Source organism: Verminephrobacter aporrectodeae subsp. tuberculatae (assembly GCF_026127385.1).
In the GTDB taxonomy this organism is placed as follows: Bacteria; Pseudomonadota; Gammaproteobacteria; order Burkholderiales; family Burkholderiaceae_C; genus Acidovorax; species Acidovorax aporrectodeae.
The window spans coordinates 1194094-1211100 of the sequence record NZ_QZCX01000003.1 but is presented as its reverse complement, the minus strand read 5'-3'; the positions used below and the strand labels follow the sequence as shown (position 1 = coordinate 1211100).

At 65.5% G+C, this 17007-nt stretch carries 16 protein-coding genes and 1 pseudogene; 12 read left to right on the top strand and 5 right to left on the bottom strand.

Annotation, left to right across the window (positions count from 1 at the left end; genetic code table 11):
• Positions 1–27: 27 nt before the first annotated feature.
• Positions 28–738: a glutathione binding-like protein gene (locus D5041_RS20455; protein WP_265285623.1), complete on the bottom strand. Its 711-nt coding sequence runs from the start codon at positions 736–738 to the stop codon at positions 28–30.
• Positions 739–959: 221 nt separating this feature from the next.
• Between D5041_RS20455 and D5041_RS20450 the strand changes: the two genes are divergently transcribed.
• From D5041_RS20450 to rlmH, 5 genes are all read left to right on the top strand, one after another.
• Positions 960–1679, top strand: coding sequence for a YebC/PmpR family DNA-binding transcriptional regulator (locus tag D5041_RS20450; RefSeq protein WP_265285622.1), 720 nt, complete (start codon positions 960–962; stop codon positions 1677–1679).
• A gap of 94 nt (positions 1680–1773) precedes the next feature.
• A complete protein-coding gene (gene purD, locus D5041_RS20445; RefSeq protein ID WP_265285621.1) occupies positions 1774–3048 on the top strand; it encodes a phosphoribosylamine--glycine ligase in 1275 nt (424 codons plus the stop codon).
• Between the two features lie 26 nt (positions 3049–3074).
• Positions 3075–4049: an oxygen-dependent coproporphyrinogen oxidase gene (gene hemF, locus D5041_RS20440; protein WP_265285775.1), complete on the top strand. Its 975-nt coding sequence runs from the start codon at positions 3075–3077 to the stop codon at positions 4047–4049.
• Between the two features lie 117 nt (positions 4050–4166).
• Positions 4167–4811 (top strand): ribosome silencing factor, encoded by a 645-nt coding sequence (gene rsfS, locus D5041_RS20435; protein ID WP_265285620.1) that lies wholly within the window; start codon positions 4167–4169, stop codon positions 4809–4811.
• A 65-nt stretch (positions 4812–4876) separates the two neighbouring features.
• Positions 4877–5344, top strand: a complete 468-nt coding sequence (gene rlmH, locus D5041_RS20430) for a 23S rRNA (pseudouridine(1915)-N(3))-methyltransferase RlmH (protein WP_010100531.1) — start codon at positions 4877–4879, stop codon at positions 5342–5344.
• Between the two features lie 35 nt (positions 5345–5379).
• Here rlmH and D5041_RS20425 read toward each other — a convergent pair whose 3' ends face one another.
• The 4 genes from D5041_RS20425 to D5041_RS20410 all read right to left on the bottom strand — a co-directional run bounded on the left by D5041_RS20425 (position 5380) and on the right by D5041_RS20410 (position 9298).
• Positions 5380–5640, bottom strand: a complete 261-nt coding sequence (locus tag D5041_RS20425) for a hypothetical protein (RefSeq protein ID WP_265285619.1) — start codon at positions 5638–5640, stop codon at positions 5380–5382.
• 359 nt (positions 5641–5999) lie between these two features.
• Positions 6000–6950 carry a 4-hydroxyproline epimerase gene (locus tag D5041_RS20420; RefSeq protein WP_265285618.1) on the bottom strand — a complete coding sequence of 317 codons (951 nt, stop codon included), beginning with the start codon at positions 6948–6950 and terminating at the stop codon, positions 6000–6002.
• Between the two features lie 13 nt (positions 6951–6963).
• A complete protein-coding gene (locus tag D5041_RS20415) occupies positions 6964–8094 on the bottom strand; it encodes a branched-chain amino acid ABC transporter substrate-binding protein (RefSeq protein ID WP_265285617.1) in 1131 nt (376 codons plus the stop codon).
• A gap of 109 nt (positions 8095–8203) precedes the next feature.
• Positions 8204–9298, bottom strand: a complete 1095-nt coding sequence (locus D5041_RS20410) for a GSU2403 family nucleotidyltransferase fold protein (protein WP_265285616.1) — start codon at positions 9296–9298, stop codon at positions 8204–8206.
• A 369-nt stretch (positions 9299–9667) separates the two neighbouring features.
• Here D5041_RS20410 and D5041_RS20405 point away from each other — a divergent pair, with 369 nt between their 5' ends.
• The 7 genes and pseudogenes from D5041_RS20405 (at position 9668) to D5041_RS20375 (ending at position 16904) form a co-directional block, all read left to right on the top strand.
• Positions 9668–10558 carry a nitrilase family protein gene (locus D5041_RS20405; protein WP_050809429.1) on the top strand — a complete coding sequence of 297 codons (891 nt, stop codon included), beginning with the start codon at positions 9668–9670 and terminating at the stop codon, positions 10556–10558.
• A 10-nt stretch (positions 10559–10568) separates the two neighbouring features.
• Entirely contained in the window at positions 10569–11726 is a 1158-nt protein-coding gene (locus tag D5041_RS20400; RefSeq protein ID WP_010100537.1) for a substrate-binding protein, read from the top strand.
• A gap of 43 nt (positions 11727–11769) precedes the next feature.
• Complete coding sequence (locus tag D5041_RS20395) at positions 11770–12606, top strand: branched-chain amino acid ABC transporter permease (protein ID WP_265285774.1); 837 nt, start codon at positions 11770–11772, stop codon at positions 12604–12606.
• Between the two features lie 28 nt (positions 12607–12634).
• Positions 12635–14371, top strand: a complete 1737-nt coding sequence (locus D5041_RS20390; RefSeq protein ID WP_265285615.1) for an ABC transporter permease subunit — start codon at positions 12635–12637, stop codon at positions 14369–14371.
• Positions 14368–15075, top strand: a complete 708-nt coding sequence (locus D5041_RS20385) for a branched-chain amino acid ABC transporter ATP-binding protein (protein WP_265282810.1) — start codon at positions 14368–14370, stop codon at positions 15073–15075. Before D5041_RS20390 ends, D5041_RS20385 begins: the two co-directional genes overlap by 4 nt.
• A gap of 41 nt (positions 15076–15116) precedes the next feature.
• Positions 15117–16278, top strand: a pseudogene (locus tag D5041_RS20380) (transporter substrate-binding domain-containing protein).
• Positions 16275–16904: an ANTAR domain-containing response regulator gene (locus tag D5041_RS20375; RefSeq protein WP_010102907.1), complete on the top strand. Its 630-nt coding sequence runs from the start codon at positions 16275–16277 to the stop codon at positions 16902–16904. Before D5041_RS20380 ends, D5041_RS20375 begins: the two are co-directional and overlap by 4 nt.
• Positions 16905–17007 lie beyond the last annotated feature (103 nt).

The following is a 17007-nucleotide window of genomic DNA, read 5'->3' as shown; positions in this document are numbered from 1 at the left end:
GGGCGCCTGCGAGGGATCGTCCACCGTTCACAGGCCCTGGCGCCGCACGGTGGAAGCGTCCTGACCGAACAGGATTTTTTTCGCCGCCTCGTCCATTGCGGGCGGGTTGTCAACGGTCCGGGCCTGGGCGTAGGCGCGCGCCGTGGCCGGGCGCGCGGCAATGGCTGCGAACCAGCGCGCGAGGTGCGGGAATTGGGCCAGGTCCTGGCGCTGGCGCGCATGCGGAACGACCCAGGGGTAGCAGGCCATGTCGGCAATGGAGTATTCCCCGGCGATGTATTCGCGCCCGTCGCTCAGGTGCTTGTCGAGGACGCCGTAGAGCCGGCCGGTTTCCTTGACGTAGCGCTCGATCGCGTACGCCATGGGCTCGGGCGCGTACTGCGCGAAAAAGTGGTTCTGGCCGGCCATGGGCCCCAGCCCCCCGACCTGCCAGAACAGCCATTGCAGCGCTGCGTTGCGGCCGCGCAGGTCGGGCGCGAGAAAGCGCCCGGACTTGTCTGCGAGGTACAGGAGGATCGCGCCCGACTCGAACAGCGGCAGCGGGGCGCCGCCGTCCGCCGGGGCGTGGTCCACGATGGCGGGGATGCGGTTGTTCGGCGCAATCTTCAGGAAGTCGGGCCGGAACTGCTCGCCCCGGCCGATGTTCACGGGGATGAGCCGGTAGGGCATTGCGGCCTCTTCGAGGAACAGGGTGATCTTGTGCCCGTTGGGCGTGCTCCAGTAGTACAGGTCGATCATGGTGGCTGCGTGCGATGCCCCCGGCGGGGGCGCTGCGTGGACTGTAGACCGAAATTACCGACCGTCACCGACCGCTCACCAAGGTCTTTCCCGCCCTGGTGGCGGCGTGCCTGGCCATCAGGAGCGGGGGCCGCATTTCGAGGGATTTTGTGGGAGGAGGCGGACGCGGGCAAAAGTAAAATCGCGCCCGGCAGGGATTCAATCAACGCAAAGGACTTCCCGTGGCAGGACACAGCAAATGGGCAAATATTCAGCACCGCAAGGGGCGGCAGGATGAGAAACGCGGCAAAGTCTGGACCCGCATTCTGCGTGAAGTCACCGTCGCCGCGCGCAGCGGCGGCGGCGACCCGTCTGCCAACCCCCGCCTGCGCCTGGCGATGGACAAGGCCCGGGCGGCGAACTTGCCTGCCGAGCGCATCAAATACAACATCGACAAGGCCACGGGCAATGCCGAAGGGCTGCACTACGAGGAAATCCGCTACGAAGGCTACGGCATCGGCGGCGCGGCCATCATCATCGACACCATGACCGACAACCGCGTGCGCACCGTCGCCGAAGTGCGCCACGCCTTCAGCAAGCACGGCGGCAGCATGGGCACGGAAGGCTCGGTGCGCTTCCAGTTCAAGCACTGCGGCCAGTTGATCTTCGCCCCCGGCAGCAGCGAGGACAGGGTGTTGGAGGTGGCGCTGGAGGCCGGCGCCGAGGACGTGGTCACGGGCGAGGACGGCGCCATCGAGGTGCTGACCGCGCCCGCCGACTTCGAAGCCGTGCGCAACGCGCTGCAGGCCGCGGGCCTGGCGCCCGCGCTCGCCGAGGTGACGATGCGCGCGGAAAACACCGTCGAACTCGAGGGCGAAGACGCCGCCCGGATGCAGAAACTGCTCGACGTTCTGGAGGACCTCGACGACGCCCAAGAGGTCTATCACAACGCTGCACTGTGAAGCGATGAAGATATTATGAAGATATGAAGAAAAAACCCCAACGATTCCTGCCCGGTGCGGATGGCCGGCCCGGTGTGGCACGCCGGAGGCGGGCATGAAAGTTCTCGTTCTCGGCAGCGGCGGCCGCGAGCACGCGATCGCCTGGAAACTGAGCCAGTCCCCCCGGCTCACCCGGGTGTACGTGGCGCCCGGCAACGGCGGAACGGCGCTGAACCCCAGGCTGGAAAACCTGGACCTCAGCGATATCCGCGAACTGCGCCAGTGGGCCCAGTCGGAAAAAATCACCCTCACCGTGGTGGGCCCCGAGGCCCCCCTGGCCGCCGGCGTCGTGGACGAGTTTCGTGCGCACGGCTTGCGCATCTTCGGCCCCAGCCAGGCCGCCGCGCAGTTGGAAAGCTCCAAAGTTTTCTCCAAAGCCTTCATGCTGCGCCACGGCATCCCCACGGCCAGCTACGACAGTTTCACCGACCCCGCTGCAGCCCACGCCTTCGTCGATCGCCTGGGCGCGCCCATCGTCGTCAAGGCCGACGGTCTGGCCGCGGGCAAGGGCGTGGTCGTGGCCATGACGCTGCACGAGGCCCACGCTGCGGTGGACTGCATGCTGCGCGACAAGCAGTACGGCGTGGCGCCCGGCGGCGCGCGCGTGGTGATCGAGGAATTCCTCGCCGGCGAGGAAGCCAGCTTCATCGTGCTGTGCGACGGCAAGCGCGCGCTGGCGCTGGCCACGAGCCAGGACCACAAGCGCCTCAAGGACGGCGACGAGGGCCCGAACACCGGCGGCATGGGCGCCTACTCGCCGGCCCCCGTGGTGACCGCCGACGTGCACGCCCGCGTCATGCGCGAGATCATCCTGCCCACCCTGCGCGGCATGGAAAAGGAGGGCATTCCGTACACCGGCTTCCTGTACGCGGGCCTGATGATGGACGCCAAGGGCCAACCCAGGACGCTGGAATTCAACTGCCGCCTGGGCGACCCCGAGACGCAGGCCATCCTGATGCGCCTGAAGAGCGATTTCTTCGAGCTGCTGAGCGCGGCGACCGATGGCCGGCTCGACCAGATGGAGCCCCAGTGGGACCGCCGCACCGCCCTGGGCGTGGTGCTGGCTGCGCACGGCTACCCCGAAGACCCGCGCCGGGGTGACATCATCACCGGCCTGCCGGCCGAGGCCGACGACGCCGTGGTGTTCCACGCGGGAACGACCCTCCGGGACGGCGCGCTCCATGTGGCGGGCGGCCGCGTGCTGTGCGTGACGGCGCTGGCCGACAACGTCCGGCAGGCGCAGCAGCGGGTCTACGAACTGGCGCGCGGCATCCACTTCGACGGCGCGCAGTACCGCCGCGACATCGGCTTCCGGGCCCTCAAGGGCTGATGGATCGACGGACCGATCGCCGCCAGATGATCGACGCACCACAATACCCCCCGACCCTGGACACGGCGCCCGCCGCGGCCCGCGTGCGCGGTTATTTGCAGGGCTTGCAGGCGCGCATCGCCGACGCGCTGGAGGCGCTGGAAGGCCCGGCCGGCGCGCGCTTGCTGAGCGACGCTTGGAGCAAGCCGCCCGGTGCGGCCCTGCAAGGCGACGGCGTCACCCGGATCATGGAAGAGGGCCTGGTGTTCGAACGCGCAGGCTGCGGCTTCAGCCACGTGCGCGGCGCGCGGCTGCCGCCCTCGGCCACCGAGCGCCGGCCCGAGCTCGCCGGTGCGCCGTTCGAGGCCATGGGCGTCTCGCTGGTGTTCCACCCGCGCAACCCCTACGTGCCCACGGTGCACATGAACGTGCGCATGCTCGCGGCGGGCCATCCCGGCCAGGCGCCGCTGCGCTGGTTCGGCGGCGGCATGGACCTCACGCCGTACTACGGCTTCGAGGAGGACGCGGTGCATTTCCACCGCTGCTGCCGCGCCGCGCTGGCGCCGTTTGGCGCCGACAAATACCCGCGCTTCAAGCAATGGTGCGATGAATACTTTCACCTGCGGCACCGCGGCGAGCAGCGCGGCGTGGGCGGCGTGTTCTTTGACGACTTCTCGGAACTGGGCTTCGAGCAGGGCCTGGCCATGACGCAGTCGGTGGGCGACGCCTTTCTGGCGGCGTACCTGCCCATCGTGGAAAGGCGCCGGGCCACGCCATTTGGCGCGCGCGAGCGCGACTTCCAGTTGTACCGCCGCGGCCGCTACGTCGAGTTCAACCTGGTGTGGGACCGGGGAACGCATTTCGGGCTCCAGTCTGGCGGGCGCACCGAGTCCATCCTGCTGTCCATGCCGCCCCTGGTGTCGTGGTCGTACCGCCGCCCGGACGCCGCCGACCCGGACGAGGAGGCGCTCACGCAGCGCTTCCTGCTGCCCCGGGACTGGCTCGCCGACGAGCCGGGATGAGCGGGCGCAGACACCCGCGCGGCATCGCATGGGACAACAACTTCCACTGGCCGTGCGCTGCGTTGCACGCTATATTGGCCCGACGCCTTCCCCCATTCCCCTTCCATATACCGCCTGATGACCACCCTGACCCCCTCGGAAACCGCTGCCAGAAAAACCGTAACCCGACTCCAGCGCGCCATCGTCGATGGCCTGGAGGACGTCAAGGCGCAAGACATCCGGGTCTTCAACACCGAGCATCTCTCGCCGCTGTTTGAACGGGTGATCGTGGCGTCGGGCCTGTCCAACCGCCAGACCAGGGCGCTGGCGGCCAGCGTGCGCGACGCGGTGCATGGAGCCGGTTTCGTGAAGCCGCGCGTCGAGGGCGAGGACAACGCCGAATGGATCATCGTGGACTGCGGCGCCGCCGTGGCGCACATCATGCAGCCCGCGATCCGCCAGTACTACCGCCTGGAAGAACTGTGGGGCGACACGCCGGTGCGCCTGAAACTCGGCGCGGCAAAGCCCGTCTCCGCGGCGGCCGCCGCCACCGATCAGGTGGGCAAGAAACCGGCAGCAAAGGCCGCTGCCGCGAAGACTGCCACCAAGGCCAAGGCCCCCGCCAAGAAGGCGGCCGCTGCAAGGCCCGCGGCAAAAGTCCCCGCAAGGCCGGCCCGCAAGTCGGTGGCCGTTGCGCGTGCCGGTGCGGCCAAGAAACCCGTGGCCCAAAAAGCGTCCGGCGTGCGGAAGCTCGCAGCCAAGGCCCCGGTGCGCAAGGGCTGAGGTCGCACCATGCTGCGCGACGTGGCGACTCGCGCGCACGCCCCCCGCCACCGGACGGCTCAGGCATGAGGCTGCTGATCGTCGCGGTCGGGCAGCGGGTTCCCGACTGGGCGCAAACGGCTTACGACGATTACGCCAAGCGGCTCCCGCCCGAACTCAGACTGGAACTGCGGGCCGTGAAGGCCGAGGCGCGCGGCTCCAGGACCTTGCAAACCATCTACGCCGCCGAGCGCAAACGCATCGAAGCGGCGCTGCCACGCGGCGCGCGCGTGGTCGCGCTGGACGAGCGCGGCACCGCGCTCAGCACCCTGGCCCTGGCCGAACGGCTGCGCGGCTGGCAACTGGGTGGAGCCGACGTGGCGCTGCTCATTGGCGGCCCCGACGGCCTGGAGCCAGCCCTGCGCGAGGCGGCGCACGAACGCATCCGCCTCTCGGACCTGACCCTCCCCCACGCCATGGTGCGGGTGCTGCTCGCCGAGCAGTTGTACCGTGCCTGGTCGCTGAACGCCGGGCACCCGTACCACCGCGAATAAAGCCTGTCTCCCGTGCCCCGATGCCGGGTCAGCCGTCAGCGCACCCGCGCAGGGCGGTAGCGATCGAGTATCTCGCGCTGCATCGGCGGCTCGTCACGAAACACCTTTGCCACGGCCTCGGTCATGGCGCTCCACACATGCGGTTGGGCGAGCACGGGCATCTCCTTGGCAAGCGCATGGCTCAGTTCGCCCTGGTTCTGCTCGATGGATCGCAAGAGCCGGTCCGCCTGCTGGTCGGGCATCTCGACGATCTCCTTGATGGCTTGCCGCGCCAGGCTCCATCTGCGGCAGCTCATGCCGCAGATGGAATTGCAGGTGCGCTGCCAAGTCCGGGGCCGGACGCATGGTCTCGGTCCAGGTCTCGATCCGGTACCCGGCGTCGCCCCGCGTTGCGCGCCGCCCCCCAATCTGGCTGAGCACCGGCAGCCGGGCCATGGACTCCACTTGGCAAGCAATGGCCAGCCACGCGGCGCCCACGGGGTCGGCGGGAAAATCCTTCACGGCGATGGCTCCTGTGCGCAAAATCGATTACGGGTGAACAAAAACGCTTCTGCTCGCGGCGTTTTGCTCAAAATCGATTATGAGCCCCCCGGTACCCTGCGCATGCGCGAAACCGTCCCGCGTTGGCTGCACACGGCCCGGCGTGGCCCTGGAATCAGCGAAGGGCGGGTTGCGGAAGCCGGATTCCCCAGCCGAAGGGATCGCCGTCTTCGATCAGCAGCGTGGCCTCGGCGCTCATGTGCGCACGGCCGCGCAGGGTGGGGACGACCCTGCCGCCGTGCAAGGTGTAGCTGGCCTCGAACTGGCTGCCGATGATGCCCGCCTGGCGCCACACTTCGCCGGGTTGCAGCCGGCCGTCAGCGGCCAGGCAGGCGATCTTGGCGCTGGTGCCGGTGCCGCAAGGGGATCGGTCGTAGGCCTGGCCAGGGCACAGAACGAAGTTGCGGCTGTCGGCCTGCGCGTCGTCGGCAAACAGTTCGATGTGGTCGATCGCGCCACCGTCGTCGCCGCGGATTCCCTGCGCCAGCAGCGCCTGCTGGATGGCGCAGCTGTAGCGGATCAGCGCCGGCAGGTTGTCGCTGGCCACGCGCTGGCCATGGTCGGACACCAGGAAGAACCAGTTGCCGCCCCAGGCCACGTCGCCCACCACGCTGCCGTGGCCGGGCACCTGCACCGCCAGTTCGCGGTGCAGGCGGTACGCGGGCACATTGCGCACGCTGACCGATCCGTCGCCGTGCAGCGTGGTGCGGACGGTGCCCACCGGCGTTTCGATTCCATGCTCGCCGGGAGCGATGCGGCCCAGGTAGGCGAGCGACGCCACCAAGCCGATGGTGCCGTGGCCGCACATGCCGAGGTAGCCGGTGTTGTTGAAGAAGATCACGCCGGCGGCGTTCGCCGGGTCCACGGGCGGGCAGAGCACGGCGCCCACGATGACCTCGTTGCCGCGCGGCTCCAGCACCGTCGCTGCGCGCCAGGCATCGTGCCGCTGCGCGAGCCGCGCGCGGCGCTCGGCCATGCTGCCGGCGCCCAGATCAGGAAAGCCGCCGAGCACGAGCCGCGTGGGTTCACCGCCGGTGTGTGAATCCAGGATCTGTATGCGCTGCACGTTCTGCGCCGAATCAATGGCTCTCCAGCGGCACGGGCATGGCGTTCCTGAAGGTCAGCACCGTGATCGGCGCCTGCTGAAGGTTGCCCTTGTCGTCGTAGCCATAGGTGGTTGCCACGCCCTGGTAGTTGGACTGGTACATCTTCGCGCCGACCTTGGCCGGCTCGATGGACTGGATCTTTTGCATGCTGTCGCCGATGAACAGCATCTGGTCGTAGAACGAGGCCGCGTAGACATCGGGATCTTGGTTGAAGCGCGCCTTGTACTTGGCCTTGAAGGACGGGCCGTTGGCGAGCTTGTCGAGCATCGATCCGCCCTGGGCGCAAATCACGGTGTCGTTCACCGCGTCACCGCCGAGCTTGCCGATTTCCGCGCTGCACAGGGTGTCGCCGCCGATCAGCTTGGCCGGCAGTCCCAGCTGCTTCATCTGGCGTGCCATGGGTGCGGCCTGCGGCGCGTAGCCGCCAAAAAAGATCGCCTGCGGCTGCTTGGCTTTGAGGCTGGTCAGGATGGCCATGAAATCGGTGGACTTGTCGGAGGTGAACTCCTGGCCGACCACGGTCAGCCCCTGTTTTTGGGCTTCCTTGGTGAACTGCTCGGCGACGCCCTGGCCGTAGGCAGTGCGGTCGTCGATCACGGCGACCTTGCTCAGCTTGAGCACCTTGGCCACGTAGATCGCCATGTTCGAGCCGATCTGGGAGTCTCCGGCCGTGATGCGAAACAGGTTCTTGTAGCCGTTCTCGGTGACCTTGGGGTTGGTCGCCACGGTCGAGAGCATGGCGCCGCCCTCGCTGTACACGCGCGACGCAGGAATCGCCACACCCGAGCAATACGGTCCCATGACGAACCGGACGCCGCTGTCGATCAGCTTTTGCGCGACGCTGACGCCGGTGCGGGCGTCGCATTGGTCGTCCTCGGACAGCAGCTCGAACTTCAGCGTCTTGCCCGTGACCATGATCTTCTTCGCATTCAGCTCTTCGATCGCCAGGCGCACGCCGTTCTCGTTGTCCCTGCCCGCGAACGCGTTCGGACCGGACAAGGGGCCGGTGTGGCCGATCTTGACGAGCAGTTCCTGCGCGTTCGCCGTTGCCGACAACAGCGCAGCCAGCGCCAGGGGAATCAGGAATCGGGATTTTTGTGTCATGGCAGACCTTTGCATGGAGGGAGGGAGTCGGGGGTGAAAAGGGCGGGTGCTCAGCGTCGGGCAGAAGATGGACCAGGTGTTGCCTCGCGTCAATCCGTGAATCCATGCATCAAGTTCGGGCGGACGGGTGCGTGCCCCGGATGCGTCCTGATGACCGCGTCGCGTTCGGCTTGGCTTGCGTCGATGGACCGGGCCGTGGGTCGATGGGTGCTGCGTAGCTGCTTTCAACCAACACCTTCGGGAACGTCTTCATCGATGGCCCGTCCATCGGGAATTGCGCTAGCCGCTCCCGCAGTAACGCGGACAGCAGCCGAGCCTGCAGCGCATCGCGAGGCCGTTTGACGGGATCCCGATCGGCTTGCATTGAGAGCCAGGATTTGAACAGCATGAATGCCCTGGGGTCGGGCACTTCCATCTCGAAGGGCGTGCCGTTGTCAGCCAATACGAACTGGCGCAGGCTGGGGGCCGAGAGCATCCACTTCATGTTGGGGATGTCTGCCGCGACGAAAGCATCCCGCGCGCCCAGGTTGTGTGGCTCGGACTTCCACGGGGGCGTGGGCGTTTGTCGAATCAAGTCCACCATGTAGCCATCCGCGTTGATGGCACGAAAGGGCTGCGTCGCGCTGATCTCGAAGCTCTTGTCCACGGTCTTGAGCACACCCAAAAAGCCCTCTGGCCCCATGTTCCGTGCCACGGCCTTCAAACGGAGCTTGTGCTTGAACAGCACGTCCATGTCCTGCGTGGCCGTCACGTCACTTTGCAGGCGCACACCGGCCAACGCTTCGTAGGCGTACAAGGCATTGGTGCCGATGATGAGCACGTTCCTGCCCATGAGCCCGTGTTCGCACAGCGCACGGCACACCCCCGCGAGCACCCGGGGCGCCGCACCCACGCGGAGCGCCCGCGCCATGCGCGTTTGCTCCTGGACGCGGGCATCCAGTGATACCAGGCGGTGCTCCAGCTCACTGCGTCGCTGACGGAAGCTGGAGTGCAACGCTTCGGTTTCTTCCGACCGGGGCCCAAGGGACTTGGCCGTGCCCTTGCTATCCAGGGTGCGGTAGAGGTACTGTTTGCCCGCAATGTGCTTCCAGTGCATCCCGCCCTTGTAGGGGTGCATTTTCTCCTGAGCGTCCCGGTGCGCCCGGTAGCCCTGCTCCGCATCCACGAAGGCTTTGGCTTGGTTGGGGGACAGGTCGGAGAACATGATTTATCCTTGATTCGCAATTCTATGGAATTTTCAAGGATAAAACGTTCCCCACGTGCAAGGACGCGCCAAGGCTTGGCGAGCCTCGTGTGGTATTGACGTGGCAGGCACAAGCACAGACGTGCATGCCGGATTCCACACGAAACGATGAGAGGCCGGTGGGACGGGGTGTTTTCCCTGATATGCGGCGCATGGGATTGACGGGTCGGACAGGGGCTGCGTAGACTCGCGGCCACGGTTTCCAGTGCCGCACATCGCGCACTCGGCAACCAGCGGCAACAATGCCGCGCTACAACATGCGAGGCTATGCAGCCCCCGAACTTGCGCTACCGCGCCGGTCCGGGGGCTTTTTGTTTTTTGGAGAGCAAGATGAACCCCCTTCCGCGTGGCAAGGCTGCGCAAGGCATGCATGGCCCCATGGTGGCCTGCGTGCAGATGGCGCCCCGCATCGGGCAAAAACGCGAGAATCTTGCGCGCTCGATCCGGTGCATCGAGGAGGCGGCAAGAAACGGTGCGTCCCTGGTGGTGCTTCCGGAACTGAGCAACACGGGTTACGTGTTTTCCGACCGCCAGGAGGCCCATGCGTTGGCGGAGGAACTCCCGCACGGTGAGAGCGCGCAGGCGTGGGCGGATGCAGCGCAGCGTCTTGGTGTCTGCATCGTTGCCGGGATCGCCGAGCGCGAAGCGCAGCAACTCTACAACTGCGCGATTTTCCTCGACCCCTCGGGAGTCATCGGCAAATACCGCAAGCTCCATCTCTGGAACCACGAAAGCCGCTTTTTCACGCCAGGCCAACTGTGCGTGCCGGTCTTTGATACGCCGGTGGGACGCATCTCGCTCGCCATCTGCTACGACGGGTGGTTTCCCGAGGTGTTCCGGCTGGCCGCCATACAAGGTGCCGACATCGTCTGCGTGCCGACGAACTGGGTTCCGATGCCGCAAGCGCAGGGGCTGCCGGTGATGGCCGCGATCCTCACGATGGCAGCCGCGCATTGCAACGGCCTGATGGTCGCCTGCGCCAACCGGATCGGCACGGAGCGTGGGCAAGCCTTCATTGGCCAGAGTCTGATCGTTGGCAGCGACGGATGGCCGCTGGCCGGCCCTGCGAGCCAAGACCAGGAGGAAATCCTGTACGCGGCGATCGATCTGCCGCAGATCCGGTCTGGCCGCATGTTCAACGCATTCAACCATGTGCTGCGCGACCGGCGCACGGATGTCTACGCCGCCATGCCGGGAACCGGCAAATCCAACCCTCTGTAAAGGAAATTCCATGACTTCGTTCAAATCGCATATCGTCATCGGCGCCGTCGCCGTCGCACTGGCTGCGGCGGTGCAGGCTGCGGACCCCGTCAGGATCGGCGTTGCCGTCGGCCTGTCGGGCGCCAACAGCGTTGTCGCGCCGGCTGTCGTGCAGTCATCGCAGCTTGCCGTCGAGGAGATCAACGCCGCTGGCGGCATCCTGGGGCGCAAGGTACAGCTTGAAATCGTCGACGATGCATCCGGCGCCGTCGGCGCGCAGAAAGCCTACGACACGCTGGTTTTCCAGAAGAATGTGGATGCCATCATCTCGATGGAAACCAGTGCCGCGCGCAATGCGGCGCTGCCCATCGTCGCCCGTGGCAAGAAGCCCTTCATCTACACCTCGTTCCATGAGGGCCGCTCGTGCAGTCCCTGGATGTACGTCAACGGCTGGGTACCCGAACAACAGGTTGCGCCGATGGTGGACTATTTCCGGGAAAGCAAGGGCGCCAAGACCTTCTATCTGATCGGCAACGACTATGCCTTTGGTCGTGGCATGCTCGGCTTCACCAAGAAGTACATCGAACAGCGCGGCGGCCAGGTGATCGGCGAGGAATACCTGCCCATCGACGGCACGGACTGGACGCCGATTCTCTCGAAGATCCGCTCGGCGCGTCCTGATGCGCTGCTCAGTGCCACCGCTGGCGGCGCGCCCAATGTGGCCCTGGCCAAGCAGATCAAAGGCGCCGGTTTGAGCCTGCCTTACGGCAACCTCGCGATCGATGAAGGCACTGCCAGGAACATGGGTGACGTGGCCACGGGCATCCATCTGTCCGGCTCCTATCTGAGCAGCATCGGTACGCCCGAGAACGAGAAGTTTCTTGCGGCGATGCACAAGCGCTTCGGCAACGACTTGAAGGTGCCGAACGAACTGTCCGAGCCGCAATACGAAGCCTTCTTCCTGTACAAGGCCGCGGTCGAAAAAGCTGGCTCCACCGACCCCGCGCAGGTCATCAGGGCGCTCGGCCAAGTGTCCTTTCTGGGGCCGCGTGGTGAGGTCCGCATGGACAAGAGCCGCCACACCACGTTGGCGATGCGCCTGGGTCAAATCCAGGCCGATGGCTCGGTCAAGATTTTGCAGACTTTCCCCGGTGTCGATCCCGGAGCGCAGTGCCCGAACATCAAGTAAGGGCTCGCAATATGCTGGCCGATGGACGTGAATGGAGACCGTGATGGTTCTGGCCTTGGACGTTCTCACTACGGCGGCCGTGCTGTTCATCGTGACCGCGGGGCTGATGGTGATCTTCGGCGTGATGAAGATCGTCAACTTTGCGCACGGCGCACTGCTGACGCTGGGCGGCTACGCGAGCTTCGTGGTCACGCAACAAAAGTGCGATCCCTGGCTCAGCCTGCCTCTTGCACTTGCCGTCGGTGTCGCTGTCGGCATGTGCGTCGAACGGGTGATCGTGCGCCCGCTGTACCAGCGCCCGCTGGACGCGATTCTCGCCACCTGGGGGCTGGCGATCGTCATCAGTCAGAGCATCGTGATGGTGTTCGGCAGGCAGGCACAGTTCGTCGCAACACCGTTGCAGGGGGTTTTTTTCTCCGTCGCTGGCACGGACTACTCTGCCTACCGGCTGCTGCTGATCCCGGTCGCGCTGCTTGTGTGCGCGCTGCTGACGGCGCTGCTGTCGGGAACGCGCTTTGGTGTGAAGACCCGTGCGGTGATCATGAACGAGGACCTCGCGCGCGGGCTCGGTATTCATTCCGACCGGATCCGCTTCCTGACCTTCAGTTTGGGCGCTGCACTCGGATCCCTGGCCGGCGCGCTGCTCACACCGCTGTCCAGCGTTGATCCCGACATGGGGCTGCCCTATCTGATCAATGCCTTCATGCTGGTCATGGTGTCCGGTCATTCGATGCCCGGTTTGCTGATGACCTGCCTGGCATTTGGCGCCTGCCAGGTACTGGTCAGCACTTTCATCAATCCGGTCCTGGGGGGACTGACCATCCCCGTGCTGGCCGCGCTCACGCTGCGCGTCCGTCCGAAGGGGTTCTCTCTTGGTTAAAGCTAAAGCCCATGCACCGGGAGTGCTGGTGGTCGTTGGGTTGGCGGGCCTGCTGGTCGTCGCCGGCCCGGCGCTGTTTGGCACCTATCTGCTGAACGTGCTGATCCAGGCCTTCTTCTTTGCCATGGTCGCGGTGACTGTGGACATTCTCTGGGGCTACACGGGCTATCTGACATTCGGGCAGTCCGCCTTCTTCGGTATCGGTGCCTACGCGGCCGGCCTGGTCTTCACGCATGGCGGGTCTTCTCCGGGCCATGTGGTGCTGGCCTTGTCGGCTGCGGTCGCCGCAGCCGCTGCCGTCGCAGCGCTGCTCGGCTGGCTGTCGTTCTATCGGGGTGCCTCGCCGTTCTTCGCGACCGTGATGTCGCTGGTGCTGCCGATCGTGCTCAGCCAGCTCATCCTGTCCGGCGGCGCATGGACCGGATCGAGTTCGGGACTGACGGGCTATCAGAGTTTCGACCTGTCGTTGGACGCCTGGTACCGGATCGCCGGCATGGGCCTGCTGCTGATCTCGACGCTGGCCTGGTTCTTCGTGCAAAGCGATGCGGGCCGGGTGCTGGTGGCGATTCGCGATAACGAATCGCGCTGCGCGTACCTGGGCATCCATACCTTGCGCGTGAAGATCGTCCTGCTGGTTGCGGCGGCGATCGTCGCCGGCATCGCGGGCTTTGGCTATGGCTCGTTCAGTGGTGTCGTGGCGCCGGAGTTGAGCGGCTTCGTCCTGGGTACGCAGTTGATCATCTGGGTCGCGCTTGGGGGCCGCGGGACCCTGTGGGGTCCGGTCGTTGGCGCATTGCTGATCAACGTGGCGACGGCCTACCTGAGCGCGAGCCTGCCGTTTGCCTGGCAGCTGATTCTGGGGACTGCGTTCGTTGCGGTCATCGTCTTGCTCCCGCAGGGTTTGGTGCCGCTGCTGCTGCGGCCATTCAAGCCACTGCGCGCACTGGTTGCCAGCGACATGCCGCCGGTCCTGGTCGAGCGCGCTCCCCGTGCACCGCCGCAGGCAGCCTCTGTTCCCGCGCTGCACATGCAAGGGGTCGCAAAGCACTTTGGCAGCCTCAAGGTGCTGCAGGGCATTGATCTGCATGCCGACGCCGGCGAGCTGCTGGGTCTGATCGGTCCGAACGGTGCAGGCAAGACAACGTTGATGCGCTGCATCAGTGACGGAGGCGAACGGTGCGCAGGAACCGTGGTGTTGTGTGGCAACGACGTCGGGCAGTTGCCGCCCGAGCGCTGCGTGCATTTCGGATTGGGTCGCAAGTTCCAGAATGCCCCTATTTTTGACTCGCTGACGGTCGCGCAATGCCTGCGCATTGCCACAACGATCATCGAACGGCCATCGCTGATCCGGCGCGCACGCACGCTGGGCTTGCCGCCGTATGCGTTGGACGTGGTGCGCACCACGGGCCTTGACCAGAAGCTCGATACCGTGGCGAAGGACCTCTCGCACGGCGCGCAGCAGGCGCTGGAACTGGTGATGGTGCTGGCCCTCGAGCCCCGCATCGTGCTGCTCGACGAACCGACAGCGGGGTTGACCAGGACCGAACGCACACAGATTGGCAGCGTGCTGGTCGCACTGGCGCACCGGTATCGGCTGTGCTGTGTGCTGGTCGAACACGATCTCGATTTCGTGAAAGAGGTTGCCACCCGCATCGTCGTACTGCACCAGGGGGGCATCGTGATGCAGGGCAGCTTCGACGAAGTCGTCGATTCGGAACTGGTCAAAACGATTTATGCGGGCACCGCGCAGGCAGACGCACCATGAGTCCGATGGCACTGTGCTTGCAGGACGTAAGCAGCGGCTACCAGGCGGCGCTGGTGCTGCGCAACCTGTCGATGGCGCTTGCCCAGGGTGAGGCCCTGGCCCTGCTGGGCAAGAACGGCATGGGCAAGACCACCTTGCTCAAGACCATCATGGGCTACCTGCCCAAGCAGACCGGTCGGATTCAGATGGGCGGACAAGACATCACCCGCCTTGCACCGCACCGGATCGCGCGGGCCGGCATGGCCTACGCTGCGCAAGAGCACGCACTGTTTCAGGATCTGTCGGTGCGCGACAACCTGTGCCTGGGCCTGCCCAAGGCATCCGTCTTCGACGAGCGCTTCGCCGGCATCGCAGCGGTTTTTCCGGTGTTCAAGAGCCGTTTGAAACAGTGCGCGGGAACGCTCTCCGGTGGCGAACAAAAGATGCTGCTGGTTGCGCGCGCGCTGATGATGCGCCCGGCGATCATGCTGCTCGATGAAATCACGGAAGGTTTGCAACCCTCGGTCATCGCGCGCCTGGCCGAGGCCCTGCTATGGGAGCGCAGCCAGCACGGGACGACGATGCTGCTGATCGAACAGCATGTTCCGTTTGCGTTGCAAGTCGCCGATCGCTTCGAGGTCTTGAAGCAGGGCGAAATCATCGATGGCGGCGACACGAAGGATGCAGTGGCTGCGCGCACCATCTTCAGCCACCTGCGCATCTGAGGACCGAGTGCGCTGGTCTTTTCGACCGATGGAGGATTCAGATGAATGCCAACCCTTCTTGCACGCCCGAGCTTGGTTGGCGCATCGGTGTGCTGTTCTCGCGCGCAGGGATCACGCAAGCGACCGAGACGGAGCATTTCTACGGAACCGTGCTCGCGATCGAGGAGATCAATGCAGCGGGAGGCGTTGCCGGCCGACCGCTCGACCCTGTGGTCCATGACCCCAAGGGAGACGCCAACGAATACCGCAAACTGGCACAGCATCTGCTGCGCGAAGACGACGTCAGCGTGATCTTTGGTTGCTCCACGTCGTCGAGCCGAAAAGCCGTGCTGCCCGTGATCGAGCGCAACAACGCGCTGCTGTGGTACAGCTCGATCCATGAAGGCTTCGAGTATTCGCCAAACGTCATTTATACCGGCGCGGTGCCCAACCAGAACAGCATGCAGTTGGCAGCCTGGCTGTTGCGCCACCGCGGACGCCGCTTCTTTCTGGTCGGTGCCGACTACATTTATCCGCGCGAATCGAACCGCATCATGCGCGACATGGTGCAAGAGCATGGCGGCGAAATCGTTGCCGAGGTTTACCTGCCGAGCGACGCAGGACCGGCAGATCTGGAGTCCGTGGTGCAAGACATCGAGGGGGTCAAACCGGACGTGGTGTTTTCGACGCTCATTGGCCGCGCGGCGCGGGCGTTCTACACGCTCTACCGCGAGCATGGGATCGACCCCGCCCGGATTCCGATCGCGAGTCTGACGATGACCGAATACGAAACGCGGATGATCGGCCCCGCGCTCTGCGGCGGTCATATCGTTGCCGCAAGCTACGTGAACACGCTGGACAATGACAGCAACCGGCGCTTTCTGGCGTCGTGGCGCACCCGGTTCGGAGCCCTGCCGGCGAGCATGTGGTCCGAGATGGCCTACAACCAAGTGCATCTGTTTGCCCTGGCGCTTGCCCGGGCGCGCACCCTGGATACTGAAAAGCTGGTGGCGGCGGTTCATGCCGTGGAATTCGACTCGCCCGAAGGGCTGCTGCGCATCGACCCGGGAAACAACCATGCCATCCTGACCCCCCCGCATCGCGGTCTGCCGACCCGATGGCGCATTCGACGTGGTGTGGGAAAGCCGCAGTCCGATCAAGCCCGACCCCTACCTGACGGCGTACGGGTTTTCCGATTTCTGGATCGAGGGGGAGGCCGCATGAACACGGCCACGCGCCGCCTGTTTGACGACCTGCGCATGCTGCGCGTCACCGTGGTCCACCCGCCCGGTGACGACCGCTGCATCCTTGAAGCGCAGCTGCGGCGGATTGGCTGCCCGGTCCGCGCCATCTGGCCCTTGCCGGCCGAGTTGCCGGGAGATTGCGACGTGGTTTTCTTTCTCGTCGGACCGGAACTGCGCGGCTGCGCAAGCTGGTCCGCGGCAGACACCGAAGCCACGCTGATTGCACTGTCCGACTATGAAAACCCGACAGCCCTGAAACTGCTCCTGGACACCCAGGCGCATGGCGTCATCACCAAACCGTACCGCTCTACCGGGGTTCTGAACACGCTGGTGCTTGCGCGCGCGTGCAGCGGCTACCAGCAGCGCTTACAGAACAAGATCGGCAAGCTCGAAGAGGCGCTCAAGGCGCGACGGACCATCGAGAAGGCCATCCGCATCCTGATGCAGGCCCAGGGCCTGAGCGACAACGAGGCGTACGAGCATATGCGCTCGCGGGCGACCAGCCTGCGCATTGCCGTGGGCGAGGTCGCCACCATGGTCATCCATGCGCATGAGACCATGGACAAGCTGGGTCTGGGGAAGAGTGGATCATCAACCTGCGCTTGAAGAAAAAAACCGCCCTTGGGCGGTTTTTTTCTTCCTTGCCGGCAGCGCACCCGTTACAAACGGCGAACGGCGGCTGCCGTTCGGGCTGTGTGCCTGAAGCGGG

Bases quoted from the DNA above. Each gene is read 5' to 3' on its own strand.
- D5041_RS20455 (WP_265285623.1), bottom strand. From the start codon at position 738: ATGATCGACCTGTACTACTGGAGCACGCCCAACGGGCACAAGATCACC.
- purD (WP_265285621.1), top strand. From the start codon at position 1,774: ATGAAAGTTCTCGTTCTCGGCAGCGGCGGCCGCGAGCACGCGATCGCC.
- hemF (WP_265285775.1), top strand. From the start codon at position 3,075: ATGATCGACGCACCACAATACCCCCCGACCCTGGACACGGCGCCCGCC.
- rsfS (WP_265285620.1), top strand. From the start codon at position 4,167: ATGACCACCCTGACCCCCTCGGAAACCGCTGCCAGAAAAACCGTAACC.
- rlmH (WP_010100531.1), top strand. From the start codon at position 4,877: ATGAGGCTGCTGATCGTCGCGGTCGGGCAGCGGGTTCCCGACTGGGCG.
- D5041_RS20425 (WP_265285619.1), bottom strand. From the start codon at position 5,640: ATGAGCTGCCGCAGATGGAGCCTGGCGCGGCAAGCCATCAAGGAGATC.
- D5041_RS20415 (WP_265285617.1), bottom strand. From the start codon at position 8,094: ATGACACAAAAATCCCGATTCCTGATTCCCCTGGCGCTGGCTGCGCTG.
- D5041_RS20410 (WP_265285616.1), bottom strand. From the start codon at position 9,298: ATGTTCTCCGACCTGTCCCCCAACCAAGCCAAAGCCTTCGTGGATGCG.
- D5041_RS20405 (WP_050809429.1), top strand. From the start codon at position 9,668: ATGAACCCCCTTCCGCGTGGCAAGGCTGCGCAAGGCATGCATGGCCCC.
- D5041_RS20400 (WP_010100537.1), top strand. From the start codon at position 10,569: ATGACTTCGTTCAAATCGCATATCGTCATCGGCGCCGTCGCCGTCGCA.
- D5041_RS20395 (WP_265285774.1), top strand. From the start codon at position 11,770: ATGGTTCTGGCCTTGGACGTTCTCACTACGGCGGCCGTGCTGTTCATC.
- D5041_RS20385 (WP_265282810.1), top strand. From the start codon at position 14,368: ATGAGTCCGATGGCACTGTGCTTGCAGGACGTAAGCAGCGGCTACCAG.
- D5041_RS20375 (WP_010102907.1), top strand. From the start codon at position 16,275: ATGAACACGGCCACGCGCCGCCTGTTTGACGACCTGCGCATGCTGCGC.